The organism is Streptomyces sp. NPDC017448 (assembly GCF_044330565.1).
Taxonomy (GTDB): Bacteria; Actinomycetota; Actinomycetes; order Streptomycetales; family Streptomycetaceae; genus Streptomyces.
In genome coordinates, this window is the sequence record NZ_JBIRLM010000006.1 from 221720 (window position 1) to 244771 (window position 23052).

General features: G+C 71.2%; 22 protein-coding genes, 2 tRNA genes and 1 pseudogene. 8 read left to right on the forward strand and 17 right to left on the reverse strand.

From position 1 onward, the window contains the following. Positions 1-13: 13 nt before the first annotated feature. The 4 genes from ACH4K1_RS13240 to ACH4K1_RS13255 all read right to left on the reverse strand — a co-directional run bounded on the left by ACH4K1_RS13240 (position 14) and on the right by ACH4K1_RS13255 (position 3158). Complete coding sequence (locus tag ACH4K1_RS13240; RefSeq protein ID WP_398089115.1) at positions 14-1375, reverse strand: class E sortase; 1362 nt, start codon at positions 1373-1375, stop codon at positions 14-16. Then, positions 1372-2010: an aminodeoxychorismate/anthranilate synthase component II gene (locus ACH4K1_RS13245; protein WP_228993682.1), complete on the reverse strand. Its 639-nt coding sequence runs from the start codon at positions 2008-2010 to the stop codon at positions 1372-1374. Before ACH4K1_RS13245 ends, ACH4K1_RS13240 begins: the two co-directional genes overlap by 4 nt. Then, positions 2007-2195 (reverse strand): hypothetical protein, encoded by a 189-nt coding sequence (locus ACH4K1_RS13250; protein ID WP_228993681.1) that lies wholly within the window; start codon positions 2193-2195, stop codon positions 2007-2009. The genes ACH4K1_RS13245 and ACH4K1_RS13250 overlap by 4 nt, the downstream gene beginning before the upstream one ends. A 195-nt stretch (positions 2196-2390) precedes the next feature. Continuing rightward, positions 2391-3158 carry a DUF881 domain-containing protein gene (locus ACH4K1_RS13255; protein ID WP_398089118.1) on the reverse strand — a complete coding sequence of 256 codons (768 nt, stop codon included), beginning with the start codon at positions 3156-3158 and terminating at the stop codon, positions 2391-2393. Between the two features lie 140 nt (positions 3159-3298). Here ACH4K1_RS13255 and crgA point away from each other — a divergent pair, with 140 nt between their 5' ends. Further along, a complete protein-coding gene (gene crgA, locus ACH4K1_RS13260) occupies positions 3299-3553 on the forward strand; it encodes a cell division protein CrgA (protein ID WP_073768234.1) in 255 nt (84 codons plus the stop codon). A 398-nt stretch (positions 3554-3951) separates the two neighbouring features. Here the strand turns inward: crgA and ACH4K1_RS13265 are convergent. Then, a pseudogene (locus tag ACH4K1_RS13265) lies at positions 3952-4852 on the reverse strand (rhomboid family intramembrane serine protease). A gap of 194 nt (positions 4853-5046) precedes the next feature. After that, positions 5047-5574, reverse strand: coding sequence for a peptidylprolyl isomerase (locus ACH4K1_RS13270; RefSeq protein ID WP_398089119.1), 528 nt, complete (start codon positions 5572-5574; stop codon positions 5047-5049). Positions 5575-5909: 335 nt separating this feature from the next. On the opposite strand from ACH4K1_RS13270, the gene ACH4K1_RS13275 reads away from it, so the two are divergent. Next, a complete protein-coding gene (locus tag ACH4K1_RS13275) occupies positions 5910-6629 on the forward strand; it encodes a DUF5324 family protein (protein ID WP_398089120.1) in 720 nt (239 codons plus the stop codon). Positions 6630-6742: 113 nt separating this feature from the next. Here the strand turns inward: ACH4K1_RS13275 and ACH4K1_RS13280 are convergent, their stop codons facing one another. After that, positions 6743-7327, reverse strand: a complete 585-nt coding sequence (locus tag ACH4K1_RS13280; RefSeq protein ID WP_398089122.1) for a TerD family protein — start codon at positions 7325-7327, stop codon at positions 6743-6745. A gap of 270 nt (positions 7328-7597) precedes the next feature. Then, a tRNA-Ala gene (locus ACH4K1_RS13285) sits at positions 7598-7670 on the reverse strand. A 178-nt stretch (positions 7671-7848) separates the two neighbouring features. Here ACH4K1_RS13285 and ACH4K1_RS13290 point away from each other — a divergent pair. After that, positions 7849-8397 carry a helix-turn-helix domain-containing protein gene (locus ACH4K1_RS13290; protein ID WP_398089124.1) on the forward strand — a complete coding sequence of 183 codons (549 nt, stop codon included), beginning with the start codon at positions 7849-7851 and terminating at the stop codon, positions 8395-8397. Positions 8398-8615: 218 nt separating this feature from the next. Next, a complete protein-coding gene (locus tag ACH4K1_RS13295) occupies positions 8616-10070 on the forward strand; it encodes a serine/threonine protein kinase (protein WP_398089125.1) in 1455 nt (484 codons plus the stop codon). A gap of 170 nt (positions 10071-10240) precedes the next feature. Here ACH4K1_RS13295 and ACH4K1_RS13300 read toward each other — a convergent pair whose 3' ends face one another. Continuing rightward, positions 10241-11569 (reverse strand): hypothetical protein, encoded by a 1329-nt coding sequence (locus tag ACH4K1_RS13300; RefSeq protein WP_398089127.1) that lies wholly within the window; start codon positions 11567-11569, stop codon positions 10241-10243. Between the two features lie 313 nt (positions 11570-11882). Continuing rightward, positions 11883-12017 (reverse strand): DLW-39 family protein, encoded by a 135-nt coding sequence (locus ACH4K1_RS13305; RefSeq protein WP_003958712.1) that lies wholly within the window; start codon positions 12015-12017, stop codon positions 11883-11885. Between the two features lie 290 nt (positions 12018-12307). On the opposite strand from ACH4K1_RS13305, the gene ACH4K1_RS13310 reads away from it, so the two are divergent. The 4 genes from ACH4K1_RS13310 (at position 12308) to ACH4K1_RS13325 (ending at position 14094) form a co-directional block, all read left to right on the forward strand. Then, positions 12308-12694, forward strand: coding sequence for a DUF6344 domain-containing protein (locus tag ACH4K1_RS13310; RefSeq protein WP_398089129.1), 387 nt, complete (start codon positions 12308-12310; stop codon positions 12692-12694). 197 nt (positions 12695-12891) lie between these two features. Then, positions 12892-13077, forward strand: a complete 186-nt coding sequence (locus tag ACH4K1_RS13315; protein ID WP_398089131.1) for a hypothetical protein — start codon at positions 12892-12894, stop codon at positions 13075-13077. Between the two features lie 535 nt (positions 13078-13612). After that, positions 13613-13813, forward strand: a complete 201-nt coding sequence (locus tag ACH4K1_RS13320) for a hypothetical protein (protein WP_398089133.1) — start codon at positions 13613-13615, stop codon at positions 13811-13813. 41 nt (positions 13814-13854) lie between these two features. Then, entirely contained in the window at positions 13855-14094 is a 240-nt protein-coding gene (locus ACH4K1_RS13325; protein WP_398089135.1) for a hypothetical protein, read from the forward strand. A 59-nt stretch (positions 14095-14153) separates the two neighbouring features. Here ACH4K1_RS13325 and ACH4K1_RS13330 read toward each other — a convergent pair. The 7 genes from ACH4K1_RS13330 to gnd all read right to left on the reverse strand — a co-directional run bounded on the left by ACH4K1_RS13330 (position 14154) and on the right by gnd (position 22933). Beyond that, positions 14154-14227 (reverse strand) — tRNA-Ile (locus tag ACH4K1_RS13330). Between the two features lie 78 nt (positions 14228-14305). Next, complete coding sequence (locus ACH4K1_RS13335) at positions 14306-14926, reverse strand: DUF3566 domain-containing protein (protein ID WP_228993666.1); 621 nt, start codon at positions 14924-14926, stop codon at positions 14306-14308. Between the two features lie 94 nt (positions 14927-15020). Then, complete coding sequence (gyrA, locus tag ACH4K1_RS13340) at positions 15021-17663, reverse strand: DNA gyrase subunit A (RefSeq protein WP_228993665.1); 2643 nt, start codon at positions 17661-17663, stop codon at positions 15021-15023. Between the two features lie 47 nt (positions 17664-17710). Continuing rightward, on the reverse strand, positions 17711-19780 hold the full coding sequence (gene gyrB / locus ACH4K1_RS13345; RefSeq protein WP_398089136.1) for a DNA topoisomerase (ATP-hydrolyzing) subunit B: 2070 nt from the start codon (positions 19778-19780) through the stop codon (positions 17711-17713). A gap of 437 nt (positions 19781-20217) precedes the next feature. Continuing rightward, positions 20218-20721 carry a DUF721 domain-containing protein gene (locus ACH4K1_RS13350; RefSeq protein WP_398089286.1) on the reverse strand — a complete coding sequence of 168 codons (504 nt, stop codon included), beginning with the start codon at positions 20719-20721 and terminating at the stop codon, positions 20218-20220. 77 nt (positions 20722-20798) lie between these two features. Then, a complete protein-coding gene (gene recF / locus ACH4K1_RS13355; RefSeq protein WP_398089138.1) occupies positions 20799-21929 on the reverse strand; it encodes a DNA replication/repair protein RecF in 1131 nt (376 codons plus the stop codon). A 119-nt stretch (positions 21930-22048) separates the two neighbouring features. Beyond that, positions 22049-22933 (reverse strand): phosphogluconate dehydrogenase (NAD(+)-dependent, decarboxylating), encoded by an 885-nt coding sequence (gene gnd / locus ACH4K1_RS13360; RefSeq protein ID WP_398089139.1) that lies wholly within the window; start codon positions 22931-22933, stop codon positions 22049-22051. Between the last annotated feature and the right edge of the window lie 119 nt (positions 22934-23052).

Consider the following 23052-nt stretch of genomic DNA (forward strand, 5'->3'; position numbering starts at 1 on the left):
GTCGTGAGGATGTTCAGCCGACGAGCGCGTCGGGCTTCCCCTTGCTGCGCGGCCGTTCGTCGACCATCTTGCCCCAGACGATCATCCGGTAGGTACTCGTGAATTCCGGTGTACAGGTCGTCAGCGTGAGGTACCGGCCCGGCTTGTCGAACCCGGAGCCGGCCGGCACCGGCTCGATCACGGAGACGTTCGACGGCGAGGTCTGCGGAAGGATGCTGGCCATCTCGTACGTGTAGTACGCATCCCGCGTCTCGACCACGATCGGGTCGCCGGGGTTGAGCTTGTTGACGTAGCGGAAGGGTTCGCCGTGGGTGTTGCGGTGGCCCGCCACGGCGAAGTTGCCCTCCTTGTCGGAGGGCATCGCCGTCTTGAGCTTGCCCTCGCCGTAGTGGCCGATCATCCCCCGGTCGAGGACCTTCTCCTTGTCGATGCCCTCGGCGATCGGGGCGACGACGTCCAGCTTGGGTATGTGCATGATCGCGAAGCCCTCGCCGGGCGCGAACACCCCGGGCCTGCGGTCGCCGCTGGCCCACTCCTCCTGGATCCGGCCGGCCTCCTTGCCGGCGATCTGCTCGGCCCTGACGTTGGTCCACCAGAGCTGGTAGGTGACGAACAGCAGCATCAGCACGCCCAGCGAGATGAACGTCTCGCCGACCAGCCGGCTGGCGACGACCGCCGGGCTGTCCTTCGCCGCCCGGGCCGCCCGCCGCGCCTCCACCCGGGAGGCCGGGGCCGGGGCGGCCGGGGCGGCCGGGGCGCTCTGGTCGGGGGCCGGCCCCCGGCGCCGTCGGCTGCTCGCCTTGGCCGCCCGACGCCGCTCGGCGCGTCCGCCGGGGGCGGGGGGCGGGGCGGAGGCGGGGGCGGGCCCGTCCGGGACGGGGGAGAGGACCTCGGTGCGCGGCCCCGCGGCCTCCGCGCCGACGGCGTCGAAGACCTCGGTACGGGGCTCGGCGGGGAAGGCCGGGGCCGGGGCCCGCTCCTCGACGGGGGCCGCCGGGCCCCCGGAGGACGGCGGAGCCCCCGAGGAGGCGGGCGCCGCCGGCGCAGCGGCCGCTCCTCGCGTGGACGGCTCCTGGGGCCCGTACCAGTCCCGTTGGTACCCGGCGGGGTCGTACCACTCGTTCGGGGCTCCCGGGGGCTGCTGAGGGCCCGGAGAGGGTACGTGTCCGGCCTCGTGGGCCGGTTCCGCGGCCGGAAGGGCGTCCGCCCGGAACCACGGCGACGTGTGCCCGCCGGGCAGCGGGTCGTTGAGCGGGTCCGCGAGACCGTCCACCGCCGCCGTGAACGCGCCGTCGGCCCCGCCGTGGCCCCCGTACGCCCCGCGTGCAGAAGGGTTCTCCGGTCCGGCGCCGTGTCCGGGGCGGCCCCCGGTCACGCGACGGCCTTGCCCACCACGGGCGCGAGCCCGGCCGACCGTGCGACGGCCCCCTGGTCCCCGCACTGCTCCAGCCAGTTGGCGAGCATCAGGTGGCCGTGTTCGGTGAGCACCGACTCGGGGTGGAACTGCACCCCCTCCACCGGCCGGTCGCGGTGGCGCAGCCCCATGACGATGCCGTCCGCCGTGCGGGCGGTGACCTCCAACTCCGGGGGCAGCGCGCTGGGTTCGGCGGCGAGCGAGTGGTAGCGCGTGGCGGTGAACGGGGACGGCAGCCCGGCGAACACGCCCTTGCCCTCGTGGGTCACCGGGGACGTCTTGCCGTGCAGCAGTTCGGGGGCCCGGTCGACGACCCCGCCGTACGCGACGGCCATCGACTGCATCCCCAGGCAGACGCCGAAGACCGGAACGCCGGTCTCCGCGCAGTGGCGCACCATCTCGACGCAGACGCCGGCCTGTTCGGGCGTGCCGGGGCCGGGCGACAGCAGGACGCCGTCGAAGCCGTCCTGGGCGTGGGCGGTGGTCACCTCGTCGTTGCGCAGCACCTCGCACTCGGCGCCGAGTTGGTAGAGGTACTGGACGAGGTTGAAGACGAAGCTGTCGTAGTTGTCCACGACGAGGACGCGTGCGGTCACCGGCCGGCTCCTGCTCCCTCGGCGCTCTGGCCGTCGACGGTCACATCACCGAACGGAAGCAGCGGCTCCGCCCACGGGAACACGTACTGGAACAGCACGTAGACGACCGCCAGGACCAGCACGAGCGAGATGAAGCCCCGCACCCATGCGTTGCCCGGCAGATGCCGCCAGATCCAGCCGTACATGCCGTTTCCTCCATTCGGTGCCCGCACCAGACTAAAGGGCGGCGGCCCGGGCGTGGGGCAGCGGTGGAAAACCCCGGACCGGGCACGGATCAGCCGGAGAGCTCCGGCCGCCGCCCCCCGGGCACCGGCCGCGCCGCCTCCGGGTGCGCCCGGGCGGGGAGGGCGGGACGGTCTTCCCGGGGGCTCGGCGCGAACTCACTCCACAGGCTGTGCGTAGTGCAGGTCCACCGTGCCCGAGTACCCGGGAAGGGTCACCGCCTCGTCCTCGTCGACCTTCCAGCCCAGCCCGTACGCCTTCACGTACAGCAGGTAGTTCTGGATGGCGGAGGAGTCGTTGAGCGCCCGCTTGAGCCTGCCGGGGTCGCCGACCGCGGTGACCTTGTAGGGCGGTGAGTAGACCCGGCCCTGGAGGATCAGCGTGTTGCCCACGCAGCGGACCGCGCTGGTGGAGATCAGCCGCTGGTCCATCACCTGGATCCCGCGCGCCCCGCCCTGCCAGAGCGCGTTCACCACCGCCTGGAGGTCCTGCTGGTGGATGACCAGATCGTTGGGCTGGGGCTCGGGGTAGCCGGGGTTGGCGGTCGCGTCGGGGGGCGCGTCGTCGAGGGTCACGCTCACGGCGCCGCCGCTGATCTCCGTGGTGCCGGCCGCCTTCTCGAGGGCCTTCAGCTCGGCGTCCTCGGCCTCGGTGGAGCCGTCGTCGCGCTGGGCGAGGGCGTCGATGTCCGTACGTACGGCGGCGGCCGCGTCGTTCAGCCGGCCGTTCTTCTCGCTGCGGTCCCGGATCAGGTCGGAGAGCTTGAGCAGGGAGGAGTCGCTGCGCAGATCGGTGCCCTTGGCGGCGTTGGCGCTGGTGACGAAGATCAGCCCGGCCAGGGCGAAGACCGCAGCGGTGAGCCCCCGGGCCGCCCACACCGAGGTGCGCCGGCCCGGGCCTTCGGGGGAGTCGGCAGAATTGCTCAACGTACCCTTATCTCATCAGGCGCCGGAGAAGCACTACGCTAACGGACGCTCGGGGGAGGCGGCATTCCCCCTGGCACCCGCCCCGACGCCCGCCACAGATCCCTGCGCGGTCACGCAGCGCATCGACAGGAGAGTCCCTCGTGCCGAAGTCACGTATCCGCAAGAAGGCCGACTTCACGCCGCCCCCGGCGAAGCAGGCAACGGCCATAAAGCTGACCAACCGCAGCTGGGTCGCCCCGGTGATGCTGGCCCTGTTCCTCATCGGGCTGGCCTGGATCGTGGTGTTCTACGTGACCGAGGGCGATCTCCCGATCGACTCCCTGGGCAACTGGAACATCGTGGTCGGCTTCGGCTTCATCGCCGGCGGCTTCGCCGTGTCGACGCAGTGGAAGTGACGTACCCCCTCGTCCGGTGACGCCGGTGATGCCGGTGCCGTTGGCTCCGCAACGGTCGGCCGCTCGCCCTGTACCCGCTCGTCGCCCTCCCACGCAAGCTCTGCCCTGAGTTACCCACAGAGTTATCCACAACCGGGGGAAAAGATCGGACGATCTGTGGATAACCTCCGCTCACCTGGACGTCGGCGTGACCGCAGCCTCCCTCGCCCAGGGGGGCTGCCTCCCGTTGCCCAGGCGGAGAAGGACGGCTCGGCGGCGGCAGGAACACCCGTTCCCCTTACCCTGCACAAGATTCCGTGCAGACTGTGGACAACTTCGATGCCGCCAGGGGCGAAAAGCACCTTTTCCCGACTGTTCCGGTCATCCGTCCGATGGCCCACCGGTCGCGTGAACCCCGCTCAGCTCAGCTCCACCGTGCGGGCGACGACCATGGCCACGACGGCCAGCAGGACGAGCGCACACCCCGGCCTGCACCGTCGTACGCCGCTCGCGCGGGGCGTGGACCAGGCCGACGGCGATGACGACGCCCGCGACCAGCCCGCCGATGTGCGCCTCCCAGGCGATGCCGCCCCAGCTGAAGGTGAAGAACAAATTCAGCGCCAGCAGGACGAGCACCGGTCGCATGTCGTAATCCATCCGGCGCATCAGAACGGCGGTCGCGCCGAACAGCCCGTAGATCGCGCCGGAGGCTCCGAGCGACTGCTCGCCGGGTGGGGCGAGCAGGTAGGTCAGCGCGCTTCCGGCGAGACCGGACAGCAGGTAGAGGGCGAGGTAGCGGGAGCGGCCGAGGGCCGCCTCCAGCTGCCCGCCGAGCCACCAGAGGCCCAGCATGTTGAACGCGATGTGCACCACTTCCTGATGCAGGAACATCGAGGTCGCCAAGCGGTACCACTGGCCCTCGGCGACGCCCGCCAAGGCCCCCGGCGGGGGCTCGCGGTCCCACGCCAGCCCGACCAGCGTCAGGTCGCCCACCAGTACGGGACGGACGGTGACCAGGATGAAGAGGGCCAGATTGACGCCCAGCAGGATCTTGGTGACCAGCCGTGGATCGGCGGCCACCGGGCCGCCCGCCACCGTGCGCGGCCGACCGGCCGCGGGGTGGTGCCCGGCGCCCGGGCCCCGGCGTACGCAGTCGGGGCACTGGAAGCCGACCGAAGCGCTGACCATGCAGTCGGGGCAGATCGGCCGTCCGCAGCGCGTACAGCCGACACCCGTCTCGCGGTCGGGGTGGCGGTAGCAGACCGGTGTCGGAGCACCGCTCCCCGAGGCGCCGCGATCCGCCGGCGGCTGCTGGTCCATCGGTCCCGACCTGCCTCTCGGTGCTCGTCTCCCGGACGACGGGGCAGCTCCGCCCCGGCGGCCCGCCCCTTATCCGTACGGACGGACGGGGCGGTCGGTTCCCCGGCCGCTCCCCCGGGAGGGCGCCCCCGCGCTCCCGCCGGGCCGCCCAGCGCGCCCGGTCCGCCCGGCGCGCACGGGGAACGCGTACCCCGTCAGCGGGTCTCGATGACCACGGACTCGATCACCACGTCCTGCAGCGGGCGGCCGGTGCGCGGATTGGTCGGGACGGCCGCGATGGCGTCGACGACCTTGCGGCCCGCCTCGTCCGCCACCTCCCCGAAGATGGTGTGCTTGCCGGTCAGCCAGGTGGTGGGGGCCACGGTCAGGAAGAACTGCGATCCGTTGGTCCCCGGCCCCGCGTTCGCCATGGCCAGCAGGTACGGCTTGGTGAAGCCCAGCTCGGGGTGGAACTCGTCGGCGAACTTGTAGCCGGGGCCGCCCGTGCCGTTGCCCAGCGGATCGCCGCCCTGGATCATGAATCCGTTGATCACCCGGTGGAAGACGGTGCCGTCGTACAGCCGGTCCGTGGTCTTCTCGCCGGTCTCCGGGTTGGTCCATTCGCGCTGCCCGGTGGCCAGCTCGACGAAGTTCCTGACCGTCTTGGGGGCGTGGTTCGGCAGCAGCCGGATCTCGATGTCGCCCTGATCGGTCTTCACAGTGGCGTAAAGCTGCTCGGCCACGATCTGCCTTCCTTCGTCCTTCGCCTGCCGTCACATCCTGCGCCGACGTCCGCCGATCCTCCCACGGGCGGGGAAACGTACGGCCGGATGGCGAGCGAAGCGGCGCGTCCACCACCGAACCATGGCATTGTCGTCGGCACACTCCACATGAACCGTTTCGACCACATGAACCGTTTCGACCCCAAGAACGGTCTCACCTGTATGAACCGTTCCGGCCGCAGATGACGGTCATGACCCGGATGCCCGTCCCGCATGCCGGGCATGGCCGCAACAGGCATGATTTCGAACTGGGCGGACAGGCGGAGTACCTACCCGCCACCAAGGAGGAGGATCTCGTGACCCGCATCGACAGCGTGCGCGCCGCAACCGACTCGGCGAAGGACAGCGCGCAGCACGCCGCGGAAGTGGTGGCGCCCTATGCCGACACGGCCAAGGAACAGGCGGCCCACCTCGCGCACGAAGCGCGTGCCCTGCTCGCGCCCAAGGTGACGAAGGCGGCCAAGCAGGCCCGCGTCCAGTACGCCTCGCACCTCGCGCCCCGTATCGAGCAGGCCCGTACGCACGTGCCGCCCCGCGTCGACGAGGCCGCGCAGCGCGCCGCGGCCTCCACCCGCAGGGCCGCCCGGAGCGCCGCCGACTACACCGCGCCGCGCGTCGAGCAGGCCCGGGCGGCGGCCCTGCCCGTCGCCGAACAGGCCTCCGCCCGGGGCGCTGCCGCCTTGGCCGCGCTGCGCACCCAGGTGACGGCCAAGGAGATCCAGAAGCTCGCCCGGAAGCACCAGCGGCGGGCCAGGGCCGGCCGGGCCGCGAAGGGCTTCCTGGTGCTGGGCGTCCTGGCCGGCGGCGCGTACGCCGCCTGGCGCTGGTGGGACAAGCAGGCCAACCCGGACTGGCTGGTCGAGCCGCCCGTCGCCACCGAGGTGGGCGACGAGCGCTCGCCGCTCAGCTCGGTCGACGGCAGCGACCGGGCCGACCTCGACCCGGAGGTCAAGGCCAAGCAGGCCGAGGCCGAAGCGGGCCAGGACGACACCCCGGGCCTCGACGACCGGCCCTGAGCCGGGCGGAGCGCCTCCGGAAGGAACGAGAACGCGGCTGCGGTGACCGTCGGACGGTCACCGCAGCCGCGTTCGTCGCGTTCGCCGCGTTCGCCTGAACGAACGGCTGCCGACTACCGGCTCACCGCGAAGCGCATGAGGGCGTGCTCGTCGCCCTGCTTGATCTTCCCGGTCTCATTGATCACCTGGAGCTTCCACCCCGAGCCCTGCCGGACCGCCTTGGCCACCGCGACGCCGTTGTCCTGGGTGAGCATGCTCGGCCAGATGTCGGCGACCTGCTGGCTGCTGCCGCCCGTCGCGTCGTACACCTTGAAGCTGATGTTGCGCGCGTTGCTGAACGAGCTGCGCTTCTTGTACGCGGCGGCGACGAAGACGATCGACGTGATGTTCGGGGGAACCCTGGCGAACTCGACGGTCACCGTCTCGTCGTCACCGTCCCCGTGACCGGTCTGGTTGTCCCCGCTGTGCACCAGCGAGCCGTTGCCCAGCGGGTCCAGGGAGTCCAGGCCGGCGAGCCGCACCGGATCCCCGCCCTGCATCGCGATGGCGATCAGGTCGAGGTCCGTACCGGCCTTCTGCCGGATCTTCCCCATCAGACCGCCGCTGCTCCCTACGGTCGGATCCCACGAGGCCCCGATGCTCAGGTGCGTCACCCCGTCCAGGTCCGCGGGTCCGTCTTCCTTCGTCAACGTGATCATGCCTGAGTCCTTAATGGCTCGACTGCTTATGCAGGAAGTGTGCCTGGTTCCCCGGCACTCGTCCCCGGGGGGAAGAGGGGAGGGGCCTCCGGGACGGAAGCGGAACACCGCGCGAAGACCCGGGAACCCGGTCGGCGGGCCCCCTCGCGGCACCGGCCGGCAGCCCCGCCCGCCCGGCCGCCCGCAGAGCCGGCCCCCGCCCGGGGGCCGCACGACGAAAAAAAGACCCCCCTGACCACGTTTTCGCAGGTCAGGGGGGCCTTCACGCTGTGGAGCCTAGGAGATTCGAACTCCTGACATCTGCCTTGCAAAGGCAGCGCTCTACCAACTGAGCTAAGGCCCCGGGCCACTACGCACGAGGGTAACGCCCAGCACGTCCGCGCCAGGGCCACCGTCGCGAACCAGAGTACCGGGTGACCCCCGTGTTCCTGCAAAAAGATAGGGACTCCCGGTGGACGACCACGCTCCGTAAGATGCTCGCAAGGTTCGCAGCAGCGAAGCCGCAGCGATGGGGAGACGCCATGGACACAGCGCAGCAAGAGGCGACGGCAAGAGCCAGAGAACTTCAACGCAGTTGGTACGGGGAGCCGTTGGGGGCGCTCTTCCGTCGACTGATAGATGACCTCGGTCTGAACCAGGCCCGGTTGGCGGCCGTGCTCGGACTCTCGGCCCCGATGCTCTCTCAGTTGATGAGCGGCCAGCGTGCCAAGATCGGCAACCCCGCGGTGGTCCAGCGCGTCCAGGCCCTCCAGGAGCTGGCCGGCCAGGTGGCCGACGGCAGCGTCAGCGCCGGGGAGGCCACCGACCGCATGGAGGAGATCAAGAAGTCGCAGGGCGGCTCCGTCCTCATCCCCTCGGGCCAGACCTCCTCCTCCGGCGGCGCCCCCACCGTCCGCCGGGTGGTGCGCGAGATCCAGTCCCTGCTGCGGTCGGTCGCCGCGGCCGGCGACATCATCGACGCCGCGGACGCCCTCGCGCCCACCCACCCGGAGCTGGCAGAGTTCCTCAAGGTGTACGGCGCGGGGCGCACCGCGGACGCGGTCGCGCACTACGAAGGGCACCAGAGCTAGGACGTCCCGCCGGAGCGAGGACGTTCCGTTCGGGCCGGGCCCGTGTGCCCGGCACGACCCGAACGACAGGCCCGGGGACCCTTCACAGGAATCGGGCCGCAGGACGGAGCCAGGGCACGCGCGCCGCGCAGCGCCCTGGTGCCGCCGGACCACGGGGGCCGGACACGGGCCGCGGCAGCAGCCGCGGCGCCACGGGAACGGGGAGCGGGCGCAGCGCAATGGGTGAGGTCTTCGCCGGTCGGTACGAGCTGATCGATCCGATCGGACGGGGCGGGGTCGGCGCCGTCTGGCGCGCCTGGGACCACCGCCGCCGCAGGTACGTCGCCGCCAAGGTGCTCCAGCAGAGCGACGCGCACACGCTGCTGCGCTTCGTCCGCGAGCAGGCCCTGCGGATCGAGCACCCGCATGTGCTGGCTCCTGCCAGCTGGGCCGCCGACGACGACAAGGTCCTGTTCACCATGGAGCTGGTGGGCGGCGGGTCGCTCGCCCATCTCATCGGCGACTACGGCCCGTTGCCGCCGCACCTCGTCTGCCTGCTGCTGGACCAGCTGCTCTCCGGCCTCTCCACGGTGCACGCCGAAGGGGTGGTGCACCGGGACATCAAACCGGCCAACATCCTTCTGGAGGCGACCGGGACGGGCCGCCCGCATCTGCGCCTCTCCGACTTCGGCATCTCGATGCGCAAGGGCGAGCCCCGGCTGACCGAGACCAACTACGTGGTCGGCACGCCCGGTTACTTCGCTCCCGAGCAGATGATGGGCGCCGAGCCCGACTTCCCGGCGGACCTCTTCGCGGTCGGCCTGGTCGCGCTCTACCTGCTCCAGGGCAAGAAGCCCGACGCCCAGGCGCTGGTCGAGCACTTCGCGGAGCACGGCACGCCGGGCGCCCCCAAGGGGGTCCCCGAGCCGCTGTGGCAGGTGCTCGCCGGCCTGCTCCAGCCCGACCCGCACGCCCGGTTCCGCACCGCGACGGGTGCGCGCAAGGCGCTGGCCGCGGCGGTCGAGATGCTGCCCGAACCCGGCCCGGGCGACGAGCCGGTGGAGGTGTTCGACCAGATCGGGCCGCTACCCGCAGGATACGGCCCCGACGGGCCGCCCACCGCCCCCCGGCGTTCCTCGGACGCCGGGACCGGCGCCCCGGGCCCGGCGGCCGCTGGAGCGGCACAGCAGAGCGTTCCCCAGCCGACCGGCCCGCAACCCGCCACCCCGCCCCCCGTCTCGATGTCGGAGACGGGCAGCTTCCACCTCGCGCCCCCTCCGGAGGCCGCGCCCCCTCCGCGGCAGCCCCACCCGCAGGCCGGTTCGGAGCACCGGCCGGAACCCCACGGCCGACAGGTTCACCCGGAGCCGCACCGGAAGCCGCCGGAGCCCGTGCCGTACGCCGTGGAAGCGCCGCCCCCGTACGTCGTCGGCGCCCCGGACGCCTCCCGGGCACCGACCTCCGGGGTACCGCGCGACCCCGCCGCCACCCGCCCCTACACGGCCCAGCAGCACCAACAGCCCCAGCCGCACCAGCCCTTCCCCCCGGTGCCCGGCCCGTCGGTGCAGCACGCCACGCCCCCCGCCCCTGAACGACGCACGCTTCCGGGACCGTCCCCGAAGGTGGCGGCCGGGGTGCTGCTGGCGGCACTGATCTGCTTCGCGGTCGGTGTCTGGGCCCTGACCCAGGTCTGACGGCCTGCCCGCCGGACCCAGGCCGGCAGGCCCGACGGTCTGCCCGCCGGACCCAAGCCGGCAGGCCCGACGGTCTGCCCGCCGGACCCGGGCCGCAGCCCGTAGGACAGAAGACCGCCGACGCGTGCCGCAGGCGGGAGGGCGAGGCCGCCGACGCGTGCCGCAGGCGGCTACCGGCCCCGCGGCGTTCCGGGGCCCGGTACGCCGGAGGCGGCGGCCGGGGCGGCGGCGCGGCGGCGGGCCAGCAGTGTCCAGGCGCCGAGCCCGAGCACCAGCACGGTCCCCGTGCCGATCCCCGCCGCGGCGACCACCTTCATCGGGCCGCTCTTCGCGGCCTGCTCGGCGTTCTGCCCCTTCCGGGCCACCTCGCGGTCCTGGTCGGTGACGCCGAAGACCCCGGCGTCCCCTTCGTACGGGGACTCCCCGGCCCTGTTCTTCACCTGGACCGACAGCTCGTACGGGATCGGCCCGGAGCCGTAGGACTCCTTCAGCTTCGGGCTGAGGGAGACCGCCAGGTAGTACCAGCCCGCGAAGCGCATGGCGCTGACCTGGGTCGAGGAGTCGTACCGGTTGCGGTAGGCCACCGGCGGCAGCGGCCGCAGGGAGGCGGAGGCGGGCCCTCCCGAGTACGCGAGGGCGGCGTCGGAGACGAACCCCTGGGCGGGGTTGGCCAGCGACAGGGTCAGCGCGCTGCCCACGAACTCCTTCGCCGTTCCCGTGCTGTTGGAGAGGACCGCGGTGGCGTGGAGCTGCTGGCCCCAGCCCACCGGCACCCGGTAGAAGCGGGTCTGCCCCGGGGCGACCGTGTCCTGCCAGCGGCCGTTCTCCAGGCTGGTGGCCTCGGAGTACCCCGACCCGCCGGCCCGCTTCCGCTGCGTGCCGGTCAGGGGCTGCGGCGTGGCCGACGGCCAGCTCTCGGGCGCCTCCGTCGGCATGGCGGAGGCGTTCTTCAGCCGTGGTTCCCGGAGGAAGCGCAGCTCCAGGTCCCAGGCCCGGGTGTCCGAGGCGTCCTTGGTCTCGCGCTCGACGAGGACGTCGTACTGACCGCTCTCCTGGCAGGAGGTGGCGCCTTCCTCGATCGTCCGGTAGGCGTACGCGGTGACGGGGCGGGCGTACTCCCCCGAGCCGAAGACCGCCCGCTCCCAGCTGCACCGGGTGTCGTCGGTCTCCCGGAGGCTGACCTCGATGCCGTCGCCGTAGGCGGCCGGACCGCTGCCGCCGGGCACCGCGACCGCCGAGACGTAGGCGTTGGAGACGTCGTCCAGGGCGACCCGGTAGTACAGCTTCTCGCCCGGCCGGATGGTGCTGCGGTACGGAACGCCCTCGTCCAGCTCGGACGCCTCGACGTTGGCCGCGGCCCCCTGCACCTTCTTCGCGTCGGGATCGAACGCGTACGCCCCCGGATCCGCCGCGTGCGCCCCGCCCGGCAGCACCGCCACCGCGCACATCGCCGCGAGCGCCGCGGCCACCACCCGCCCCCTGTTGCGCTGCCTCTTCACGCGCTTCCCCTCGTCGTCCTCACGCGCCGGCGCCGTCGGCCCGCCCGACACCGCGGCCGGTCCATCCTGCCCCGCCCGCCCCACCGCTGTCTCCGGCCCTCCGCGGATCGCCCCGCCGGTCCGCGTCGGCGACCCGCCCTCACCCCGCCGACACCCCGGCTGACGGTCATTCACGTAAGCAAGCCATCTATTCGCTCAAGTGAATCCGCGGGCCCGGCCCCGCTCGCCGGCGTCCCCCACCGAGCACCCCGGCCCCGGACAGCACGAAGCCCCGGCCGCTCAGCGACCGGGGCCCGTATCAGACTGTGCCGTCTCACACACCCGAACCTGCGGGCACGGAGTCGGTCGCTTCCGTCCACAGATCCTGCTCGGCGCGATCCGCCTGGATCTGGCGGTACACGAGGAGCCCGCCGATGGCGGCCAGTGCGACCAGGAGAAGCTTCTTCACCGCGCTACCTCGTCTTTCCTTGGTTTTGGGGCCTTCCGCCGCCGACTATACACACCGGCCGATACCGATCGGTGACCTGCCCGCGACCGCGGAGCGAGCCCTCTCCGGCGCCCGGAACGCCCCCTCGACGCCCTTCTCGGGAGCCCGCGAGAGGCCGTCCCCTCCGGTTGCACCATACGAGTGGTGTTCATCCGAAGATCGGTGCAGCACGGGGGTCGGTCCTCGCATTCGCGGCTCGGCTCCCCATGATCGGAGAAGTCAGCAACCGGACCGTCCGAAAGCGAGGGGCCATGAGCACCTTCCAGCCCAAGAACATCTGGACCGCCTTCGTCACCGCCTTCTTCGCCCTCCTGGCGTCGCTGGGCCTCGCCACCGCCGCGGCGAGCACCGCGAGCGCCACGAACGCCACGAACGCCGCCCTGACGCCGAGCGCCACGACCCACGAGCACACCGCCGCCACCGCGGCAACTCCGTACGCTCCCTCGGTCCGATGGACCCTTCCGCGTGACCGCGCTCTCCCGCCCACGATGAAGCAGCGCATCCGGGCCGAGGCCCACGGCTCCTCCCCGGCCACCCGCCACCTGGCGGTCGACCCCGCGGAGACCGCTCGTAGCACCGGCCAGTCCGGCTCCCACTCCACAGCCCCGGAAGGCGACTCCCCGGCGCCACCCCCCTGACCCCGGCGCCGCACTCCGGGGCCCCTGGTCCGGTTCACACCGGCCGGGGGCCTTTCGCGTGCCGGGGAGACCCGGCGGGCGGCCCGAGGCCCTTCCCGTACGCCCGATGCCGGCCCCGCCGACCCGTCTGCGAGGATCTCGAACGTCGCGGTCGGCCGCGACGCGAGGTGACTTGACGTGCTCAGCGGAGGAATCGCATGGCGGCTCTGGGCTTCTTCTTCATCGTCCTGCCGTGCCTCGCCATCGCGAGCTTCACGTGCTTCGCCGCCTGCCGGGCCCAACGGCACAGGGCCTTCAAGGCCCTTGCGTACGTGTTTCTGTCCGCCGGCCTCACCTGCGGGCTGACGCCGGTAGCCATGGTGATCCGGGCGGCCACGCTGTAGCCCCCCGCCCGACGCCCCGGCGGAACACCGGAACACCGGAACACGCCGAAGGCCCCCACCGTCTCCGGTGGGGGCCTTCGTCTCCGGTGGGGCCGACAGGATGTGGACCCGTGGCCTCATCCTTACCGGGACGATCACGGGGAGTCGGCGACGTCGGTCAAGCGGCTCTGCGCCTGGAACGGTTGCCCGTTGAGGTTCGGCGTTGACCGCCGCCGTCCATCCCTGTGGGTGTCAGGTGCTGGTGTCGGACCTCAACCGGAAGCTGGACAGTTCTCACGGCCGGCAGGAGTGCCCCGGCGTGCCCTTGCACCGCGTTTCTGCGGTGTTCACCCCGGTTTCCAGCTCGGATCGGGCGATCGGGCACGTGAGGGGGACGGACTCGTCCAGAGGCGGTGCCGGGCGACCGTTCTGGTGATGTTTTGATCACCACATGATCTCTACCGGTGACTCGCCTGGCGACAGACCGGGGCGGAGGAGTCTCGCCGTCGCTTTCGGCGGGGCCTCCGTCGCCCTCTGGTTCTGCTGTCCGTTCTGGATGCTCATCTGGCTGGTGGCCTTGCCTCTGGGGCTGACAGGCCTGGTCCGGGGTGTCATCGAATACCGCGCTGCTTCGCGTCAGGACGCCGACCGTGCTCAGCCTCTGATCGGACTGACGCTCTCGACCGTAGGGACAGGAGCCGCGGTGGCTTACATGATCTTTGTGTTCACCCATCCGGACCTGCCGGTTCAAGGCTAGACCGACGGCTGAGCAGAATCTGTGAGGCGAGCGCCCGGAACGTGGCCGAGCCGGTGGACATGCCGAAGGTGACGGAGAAGCAGGCGAAGCCGTGGCACGCGCGGGGGGCCGTCACGTTCCTCCGGTCCGCTCGGGCCCACCGGCTCCACGCGGCCTGCGTCCTGGCGCTCGTCCTCGGCCTGCGGCGCGGTGGGGTGCTGGGGCCGCGCCGACAGGACATCGACTTCGACCAGCGCCGGTTCACCCCGTTCAAGCGGGTGCAAGACCCGCTGATCGGCTGATGTCAGCCGCAGATGCCGAAGGCCCCCCACCGTCTCCGGTGAGGGGCCTTCGTGTCCGGTGGGGCTAACAGGATTTGAACCTGTGGCCTCATCCTTATCAGGGATGCGCTCTAACCAACTGAGCTATAGCCCCGCCGCGCTGTACTGCTCCGCGCTGACCTCTGAAGATTAGCGCACGTCGGGGCCAGTCCCAAAATCGATACCCGGCGCCCTACTCGTCCTCGGCCAGCGTGAGCTCGACGCCGCCCACGAAGCCCGCCGAGAGGTTGTAGATGAAGGCGCCCAGCGTCGCCAGCGCGGTGGCCAGCACCACGTCGATCACGGCGATGACCGAGGTGAAGACGAGCACGCGCGGCAGCGACAGGAACGACTGCAGATCGAAGCCGTTGCTCTCGTTCGAGCCGGTGGCCTCGCTGATCGTGCCGCCGACGGTCTCGAAGACGCCCATCGCGTCCATGACCATCCACAGCACCGCCGCCGCCACCACCGTGCAGATGCCCAGCGCGATCGACAGCAGGAAGCTGACCTTCATCACCGACCACGGGTCGGCCTTGGCCACCCGCAGACGGGCCTTGCGGGTACGCGGAGTGGTCCGCGCCCCCGTGCGCGGCTTGCGCGTCGCCTGAGCGCCGTCCACGCCCTGCGCGCCCCCCAGAGTGCCGCCACCCTGGCCGGGACGCTGCTGGCCGCCCTGCGTGCCGCCGCCGGGCGCCTGGTACGCCTGGGGCGGGTGGTACGGCCCCGAAGGCCCCGGTGCGGGCTCACGCTCGCCGGGCAGCGGCCCGGTCGCGTAACCCTCGTACTGGGGCTGAGACCCTCGTGTGTCCGTCACAGTGCCCCCTTGGGAGTCCGTGGCAGGGCCACGGGCACCGTTCGCTCCTGCTCCGGAAGCGGCCGAACCGGCGCCCGTGGCTCCACTCACGCTCTTACTCCTCGTGCTCCCCGGTCGAAGGCTCCGTGCCCTCGACAATGCCCTCGATCACGCCCTCGGCGTGAACCTCGGCCGTCTCGCCCTCGGCGTCGTCGGCCCCTTCGACCTCTTCCGCCTCACGACCGGCCTCGGCGTTGCGCGCGATGCCGACGACGGCGTCGCGCTTGCCCAGATTGATCAGTTGGACGCCCATGGTGTCACGGCCCGTCTCCCTGACTTCATTGACTCGCGTACGAATCACACCACCGCCGAGCGTGATGGCGAGAATCTCGTCGGTCTCCTCGACCACCAGCGCGCCGACGAGCGATCCGCGGTCCTCCACGATCTTGGCGGCCTTGATCCCGAGGCCGCCGCGACCCTGGACGCGGTACTCGTCGACGGCGGTCCGCTTCGCGTATCCGCCGTCGGTGGCGGTGAAGACGAACGTACCGGGCCGGACGACATTCATCGAGAGGAGTTCGTCGCCCTCGCGGAAACTCATCCCCTTCACACCCGAGGTGGCGCGGCCCATCGGACGCAGCGCGTCGTCCGTCGCGGTGAACCGGATCGACTGGGCCTTCTTGCTGATGAGCAGCAGATCGTCCTCGGCCGACACCAGCTCGGCGCCGATCAGCTCGTCGTCCCCGCCGTCCGGCGTCTCGCGCAGGTTGATCGCGATGACACCGCCCGAACGCGGCGAGTCGTAGTCCTTGAGCGCGGTCTTCTTCACCAGACCGCCCTTCGTCGCCAGGATCAGGTACGGCACGGCCTCGTAGTCCCGGATCGCGAGGATCTGGGCGATCTTCTCGTCCGGCTGGAAGGCCAGCAGGTTGGCGACGTGCTGGCCGCGCGCGTCCCGGCCGGCGTCGGGCAGCTCGTACGCCTTGGCCCGGTAGACCCGGCCCTTGTTGGTGAAGAACAGCAGCCAGTGGTGGGTCGTGGAGACGAAGAAGTGGTCGACGATGTCGTCCTCGCGCAGCTTCGTCCCGCGCACGCCCTTGCCGCCGCGCTTCTGCGAGCGGTAGTCGTCGGTCTTCGTCCGCTTCACATAGCCGCTGCGGGAGATCGTGACGACGATGTCCTCCTCGGCGATCAGGTCCTCGATGGACATGTCGCCCTCGAAGGGCACCAGCTTGGAGCGCCGGTCGTCGCCGAACTTCTCGACGATCGCCGCCAGCTCCTCGCTCACGATCCCGCGCTGCTTGGCGGGCGAGGCCAGGATCTCGTTGTACTCGTTGATCTTCGCCTGGAGCTCGTCGTGCTCGGCGGTGATCTTCTGGTGCTCCAGCGCGGCCAGCCGGCGCAGCTGCATCTCCAGGATCGCGTTGGCCTGGAGGTCGTCGATCTCCAGCAGGCCCATCAGCCCCTCACGCGCGATCTCCACCGTGTTGGAGCGCCGGATGAGGGCGATGACCTCGTCGATGGCGTTCAGGGCCTTGAGGAGGCCGCGCAGGATGTGCGCCCGCTCCTCGGCCTTGCGCAGGCGGAACTTGGTGCGCCGGACGATGACCTCGATCTGGTGCGTCACCCAGTGGCGGATGAACGCGTCGATCGACAGCGTGCGCGGCACCCCGTCGACGAGCGCCAGCATGTTCGCGCCGAAGTTCGTCTGGAGGTCGGTGTGCTTGTACAGGTTGTTCAGGACGACCTTGGCGACCGCGTCCCGCTTGAGGACGACGACCAGGCGCTGCCCCGTCCGCGAGGAGGTCTCGTCGCGCACGTCGGCGATGCCGCCGACCTTGCCGTCCTTGACCAGGTCGGCGATCTTCTGCGCGAGGTTGTCCGGGTTGGTCTGGTACGGAAGCTCCGTGACGACCAGGCACTGGCGGCCCTGGATCTCCTCGACCGCGACGACCGCGCGCATCGTGATGGAGCCGCGGCCGGTGCGGTACGCCTCCTCGATGCCCTTGCGGCCCACGACCAGCGCGCCGGTAGGGAAGTCGGGGCCCTTGATGCGCTCGATCAGCGCGTCCTGCAGCTCCTCGTGCGAGGCCTCGGGGTGCTCCAGGTACCACTGGGCGCCCGCGGCGACCTCGCGCAGGTTGTGCGGCGGGATGTTGGTCGCCATGCCGACCGCGATCCCGGCGGAACCGTTGACCAGCAGGTTCGGGAAGCGCGCCGGCAGGACCGTCGGCTCCTGGTTGCGGCCGTCGTAGTTGTCCTGGAAGTCGACGGTCTCCTCGTCGATGTCCCGGACCATCTCCATGGACAGCGGCATCATCTTGCACTCGGTGTACCGCATGGCGGCGGCCGGGTCGTTGCCCGGGGAACCGAAGTTGCCGTTGGAGTCCACCAGCGGCATCCGCATCGACCACGGCTGCGCGAGGCGCACCAGGGCGTCGTAGATGGAGGAGTCGCCGTGCGGGTGGTACGTACCCATGACGTCGCCGACGACGCGGGCGCACTTGTAGAAGCCCTTCTCCGGGCGGTACCCGCCGTCGTACATCGCGTACAGCACCCGGCGGTGGACGGGCTTGAGGCCGTCCCGCACGTCGGGGAGCGCACGCGAGACGATGACGGACATCGCGTAGTCGAGGTAGGAGCGCTGCATCTCCGTCTCGAGCTGGACGGGCTCGACCCGCATCCCCACGCCGGGGACGGTGGCCTCCTCCTCGGTCGTCACGGATTCAGGTGTCACGGGGGTGTTCTCGTCGGCCATTGCTGGTCAAAGTCCTTTCGAGCTGCGGCGTGGCTGGTACGGCCGACTCAGATGTCGAGGAAGCGGACGTCCTTGGCGTTGCGCTGGATGAACGAGCGCCGCGCCTCGACGTCCTCGCCCATGAGCACCGAGAACAGGTCGTCGGCCTGCGCCGCGTCGTCCAGCGTGACCTGGCCGAGCACCCGGTGGTCGATGTCCATGGTCGTGACGCGCAGCTCCTCGGCGTTCATCTCGCCGAGGCCCTTGAAGCGCTGGATCGAGTCCTCCCTGATCCGCTTGCCGTTCTGCTTGCCGAGCGCCACCAGGGCATCGCGCTCGCGGTCCGAGTACGCGTACTCGAAGTCGTCCCGGCCCCACTTGATCTTGTAGAGCGGCGGACGGGAGAGGTAGACGTGCCCGGCCTCGACCAGCGGCTTCATGAAGCGGAAGAGGAAGGTCAGCAGCAGGGTGTTGATGTGCTGGCCGTCGACGTCGGCGTCCGCCATCAGGATGATCTTGTGATAGCGGAGCTTCTCGATGTCGAAGTCCTCGTGGACCCCGGTGCCGAAAGCCGAGATCAGCGCCTGCACCTCGGTGTTCTGGAGGATCTTGTCGATCCGGGCCTTCTCGACGTTCAGGATCTTGCCGCGGATCGGCAGGATCGCCTGGTACATCGGGTTGCGGCCGGACTTCGCCGAACCGCCGGCGGAGTCACCCTCGACGATGAAGATCTCGCACTGGGTGGGGTCGTTCGACTGGCAGTCGCTGAGCTTGCCCGGCAGCGAGGCGCTCTCCAGGAGCCCCTTGCGCCGCGTCAGGTCGCGCGCCTTGCGGGCCGCCACGCGGGCGGTCGAGGCGGCGATGCCCTTGCGGATGATGTCGGCGGCCTCGTTGGGGTTCCGGTCGAACCAGTCCGTCAGCTGCTCGTGGACGACCTTCTGCACGAAGGTCTTGGCCTCCGTGTTGCCCAGCTTGGTCTTCGTCTGGCCCTCGAACTGCGGCTCGCCCAGCTTCACCGAGATGATCGCGGTGAGGCCCTCGCGGACGTCCTCGCCGGTGAGGTTGTCGTCCTTGTCGCGCAGCAGCTTCTTGTCCCGCGCGTACCGGTTGACCAGCGAGGTCAGCGCCGCGCGGAAGCCCTCCTCGTGCGTACCGCCCTCATGCGTGTGGATCGCGTTGGCGAAGGAGTAGACGCCCTCGGTGTACTGCGTGTTCCACTGCATGGCGATCTCGGCCGAGAGGAGACGGTCCTTGTCCTCGGCCTCGATGTCGATCACCGACTGGTGGATGACGTCGCCCTTGCGGGAGTTGAGGTACTTCACGAAATCGACGATGCCGTTTTCGTAGTGGTACGTGACCGAGCGGGCGGCCTCCTCCTCGGCGGGCTCGGCCGCGTCCACGCTGTCCGCGCCCACCGTCGCCCTGGCCGACTCGCGCTCGTCGGTGAGCTTGAGGGTGAGGCCCTTGTTGAGGAACGCCATCTCCTGGAAGCGGCGCGAGAGGGTCTCGAAGCTGTAGTCGGTGGTCTCGAAGATGTCCCCGTCGGCCCAGAAGGTGACCGTGGTGCCGGTCTCGTCGGTGGCCTCGTGCCGGGCCAGCGGGGCGGTCGGGACACCGAGCTTGTAGTCCTGGGTCCAGCGGTAGCCGTCGGTCTTGACCTCGACGGCGACCCGGGTGGACAGGGCGTTGACGACGGAGACGCCGACACCGTGCAGACCGCCGGAGACGGCGTAGCCGCCGCCCCCGAACTTGCCGCCCGCGTGCAGGACGGTCAGCACGACCTCGACGGCCGGCTTCCCTTCGGACGGCACGATGCCGACCGGGATGCCTCGGCCGTTGTCGATCACGCGCACCCCGCCGTCGGGGAGGATCGTGACGTCGATGGTGTCCGCGTGGCCCGCCATCGCCTCGTCGACCGAGTTGTCGACGACCTCCTGCACCAGGTGGTGCAGGCCGCGCTCACCGGTCGAGCCGATGTACATGCCAGGCCGCTTGCGGACCGCGTCCAGCCCTTCCAGCACGGTGATCGCGCTGGCGTCGTACGAGGTGGTGGCCTCGCCCGGCTCACCGGCTGTGGACGGAATGTTCTCGTTGGGGTTGCCGGAATCGGCCACGAAGCGCCCTTTCTGGCACAGCACAGGCCGTCCTCCGGACAACCGGGAGCGGCTGCGTCGTTCGGCTTGTATCGACGACTCCCGCCTCAGCGGCGGGATTACTCACCAGTCTACCGGTAGCGCTGACATGAGTGGGGGTTTGCCGGTACCTGAGTACGCATGTGCCGCCCTGAATGAGCGGCTGACGACTCCCCATATTCGGGAAGGGGCTCCAAGAGGCCCTGACGGGCTTTGAGCGCTTCGGCCTGTCAACCTCCCGCTACGGTGAGGGACGCTTCAGCCGTACCGTCCGGTTTCCTCCCGCGCCCGCCGGGGGGAGATCCCCGGAAACTCGTCCCGTGCACGACAATTTTGCGCCAAAAGCGCAGCTCAGGGCAGGCGAGCGAAGAGAGACACGAGTGCGGCGAGGAGGCGTGGAAGCCGACCGTGGACGCCCCGGCCGGGCGGCGCGCCCCTGCCGCTCACCCGTAGGTGTCCCCCGGCCCCTTGCTGCCCGGCGCCCGCAGCGGACCGTAGCGGCGCTCCGGTCCCCCCGGCCCGACCACCTTGATCATCCGTACCGTGCCCTGCCCCAGATCCGCGTTCAGCCGGGCCACCAGCTGCGGGGCCAGCAACCGCAGCTGCGTCGCCCACGCCGTCGAGTCGCAGCTCACGGTCAGCACCCGGGCGTCCGGAGCCTCGTCGTACCGCAGCGGTACGCAGTGGTTGGCCAGGTCCTCGCCGACGATCTGCGGCCACCGCCCCACCACCCCGCCGACCGCCGCGGGCGTCTCCCAGCCCCGCTCGGTGATCAGCCGGTTGATCGCGGACCCCAGCGCCTGCGGGTCCCGGCCGTCCGACCGGGCCCCCGAGCGCAGCCCGCCGCCCCGCCGGGCCTGCTTCTTCTGCTGGGCCGCCGCGCCCCGCGCCCGCGCCTGCTCCTTCGCGGCCCGCAGCGCGACCCGGGCCAGATCGACCCCGGACACCTCGGGCGGCTTCGGGCCCCCGGGCTCCGGCGCGCCGCCGACGGCCCCCGCCTCGCCCGCCCGCCCGTCCCCGCCGGTCATACCCGCTCCACCTCGCCCGCGGCCACCGCGTACCGCGTCCCCGCCAGCACGGCCGGCACGTCCTCCGCCACCGCGGCCGTCACCAGCACCTGTTCGCCCGGGGCCACCAGCTCCGCCAGCCGCTCCCGGCGGCTGGCGTCCAGCTCGGCGAAGACGTCGTCCAGCACCAGCACCGGCTCGTTGCCCTCGGACCGCAGCAGCTCGTACGAGGCCAGCCGCAGCGCCAAGGCGTAGCTCCAGGACTCGCCGTGACTCGCGTACCCCTTGGCCGGCATGCCGCGCAGCCCCAGCAACAGGTCGTCGCGGTGCGGGCCGACCAGCGTCACGCCCCGCTCGATCTCCTGCTTCCGGACCCCCACGAGCGCGGCGAGCAGCCGCTCGTACAGCTCGTCGCGGGTCCGCTCGGGCCCCACGTCCTCGCCGACCGAGCTGCGGTACTCCAGCGCCACCGGACCGCCGCCCGGCGCGACGTCCCCGTACGCCTTGTCGGCCAGCGGCTGGAGCGCGGCGATCAGATCGATCCGCTGCGCCAGCAGCTCGGCGCCCACCCGGCCCAGGTGCTGGTCCCAGACGTCCAGGGTGGACAGGTCCATCGAGCGGCCGCCGTGCCGCCGGGCCATCGCCGCGGACTTCAGCAGGGTGTTGCGCTGTTTGAGCACCCGCTCGTAGTCGGAGCGGACCCCGGCCATCCGGGGCGAGCGCGCGGTGATCAGCTCGTCCAGGAACCGCCGCCGCTCGCCGGGGTCGCCCTTGACCAGCGCCAGGTCCTCCGGCGCGAACAGCACCGTCCGGACGATCCCGAGCACGTCACGCGGTCTGACCTGCGAGGACCTGTTGATACGGGCCCGGTTCGCACGGCCCGGGTTCAGCTCCAGCTCGACCAGCTGCGAACGCTCGCCCTGGGTCACGGCCGCGCGGATCACGGCCCGCTCCGCACCCATCCGCACCAGCGGGGCGTCCGAGGAGACCCGGTGGCTGCCGAGCGTGGCGAGGTAGCCGACGGCCTCGACCAGGTTGGTCTTGCCCTGCCCGTTGGCGCCCACGAACGCGGTGACGCCCGGGTCGAGAGGGACCTCGACCCGGGCGTACGAGCGGAAGTCGGCCAGCGAGAGGTGGGTGACGTGCATGGTGGCCGGCCTCTCCCGTTGGTGCTTCCGCTTCGCAGGCCGTCACGGTGTGCGGCGCTGCGCGGCGCGTCCCGTACGCGCCTTCTCGAGACGCCGGCGCGTGGGCGCCGGCGGCCCGGTCAGTTCTCGGACTTGGACTCGACGGCGTGGCCGCCGAACTGGTTGCGCAGGGCGGCGATCATCTTCATCTGCGGCGAGTCGTCCTGGCGCGAGGCGAACCGCGCGAACAGCGACGCCGTGATCGCGGGCAGCGGCACCGCGTTGTCGATCGCGGCCTCCACCGTCCAGCGGCCCTCGCCCGAGTCGGCTGCGTACCCCCGGAGCTGGTCCAGGTGCTCGTCGTCGTCGAGGGCCTTGACCGCGAGGTCGAGCAGCCAGGAACGGATGACCGTGCCCTCCTGCCAGGAGCGGAAGACCTCGCGCACGTCGGTGACGGAGTCGACCTTCTCCAGCAGCTCCCAGCCCTCGGCGTACGCCTGCATCATGGCGTACTCGATGCCGTTGTGGACCATCTTCGCGAAGTGGCCGGCGCCGACCTTGCCCGCGTGGACGGAGCCGAAGTCGCCCTCGGGCTTCAGCGCGTCGAAGATCGGCTGGACCTTCGCCACGTTCTCGTCGGTGCCGCCGTACATCAGGGCGTAGCCGTTCTTCAGGCCCCAGACACCGCCGGAGACGCCGCAGTCGACGAAGCCGATGTCCTTCACGCCCAGCTCGACGGCGTGCTTCTCGTCGTCGGTCCAGCGCGAGTTCCCCCCGTCGACGACCACGTCGCCGGGGGAGAGCAGCTCCGCCAGCTCGTCGATCGTGGACTGGGTCGCGGCGCCGGCCGGAACCATGACCCACACGACCCGCGGGCCCTTCAGCTTGCCCACAAGCTCTTCGAGACTGTGGACATCGGCGACATCCGGGTTGCGGTCGTAACCGATGACGGTGTGGCCTGCGCGGCGGATGCGCTCACGCATGTTGCCGCCCATCTTGCCGAGGCCGACGAGACCGAGCTCCATCAGAGATTCCTTAAGCGTCGTGGCGATAAGCGTCGGGGTGCGTGTGCACCCGTCTCCGAGCCTACGCCCGGCCGGGGACAGCGCGGCGGGCCCGCTCCGCGCCGAGCGGGCCCGCCGGA

What these genes read in the sequence shown, in the direction of transcription:
- ACH4K1_RS13250 (WP_228993681.1), bottom strand. Translation starts at nt 2,195, where the DNA reads ATGTACGGCTGGATCTGGCGGCATCTGCCGGGCAACGCATGGGTGCGG.
- ACH4K1_RS13280 (WP_398089122.1), bottom strand. Translation starts at nt 7,327, where the DNA reads ATGATCACGTTGACGAAGGAAGACGGACCCGCGGACCTGGACGGGGTG.
- ACH4K1_RS13290 (WP_398089124.1), top strand. Translation starts at nt 7,849, where the DNA reads ATGGACACAGCGCAGCAAGAGGCGACGGCAAGAGCCAGAGAACTTCAA.
- ACH4K1_RS13295 (WP_398089125.1), top strand. Translation starts at nt 8,616, where the DNA reads ATGGGTGAGGTCTTCGCCGGTCGGTACGAGCTGATCGATCCGATCGGA.
- ACH4K1_RS13310 (WP_398089129.1), top strand. Translation starts at nt 12,308, where the DNA reads ATGAGCACCTTCCAGCCCAAGAACATCTGGACCGCCTTCGTCACCGCC.
- ACH4K1_RS13315 (WP_398089131.1), top strand. Translation starts at nt 12,892, where the DNA reads ATGGCGGCTCTGGGCTTCTTCTTCATCGTCCTGCCGTGCCTCGCCATC.
- ACH4K1_RS13320 (WP_398089133.1), top strand. Translation starts at nt 13,613, where the DNA reads ATGCTCATCTGGCTGGTGGCCTTGCCTCTGGGGCTGACAGGCCTGGTC.
- gyrA (WP_228993665.1), bottom strand. Translation starts at nt 17,663, where the DNA reads ATGGCCGACGAGAACACCCCCGTGACACCTGAATCCGTGACGACCGAG.
- recF (WP_398089138.1), bottom strand. Translation starts at nt 21,929, where the DNA reads ATGCACGTCACCCACCTCTCGCTGGCCGACTTCCGCTCGTACGCCCGG.
- gnd (WP_398089139.1), bottom strand. Translation starts at nt 22,933, where the DNA reads ATGGAGCTCGGTCTCGTCGGCCTCGGCAAGATGGGCGGCAACATGCGT.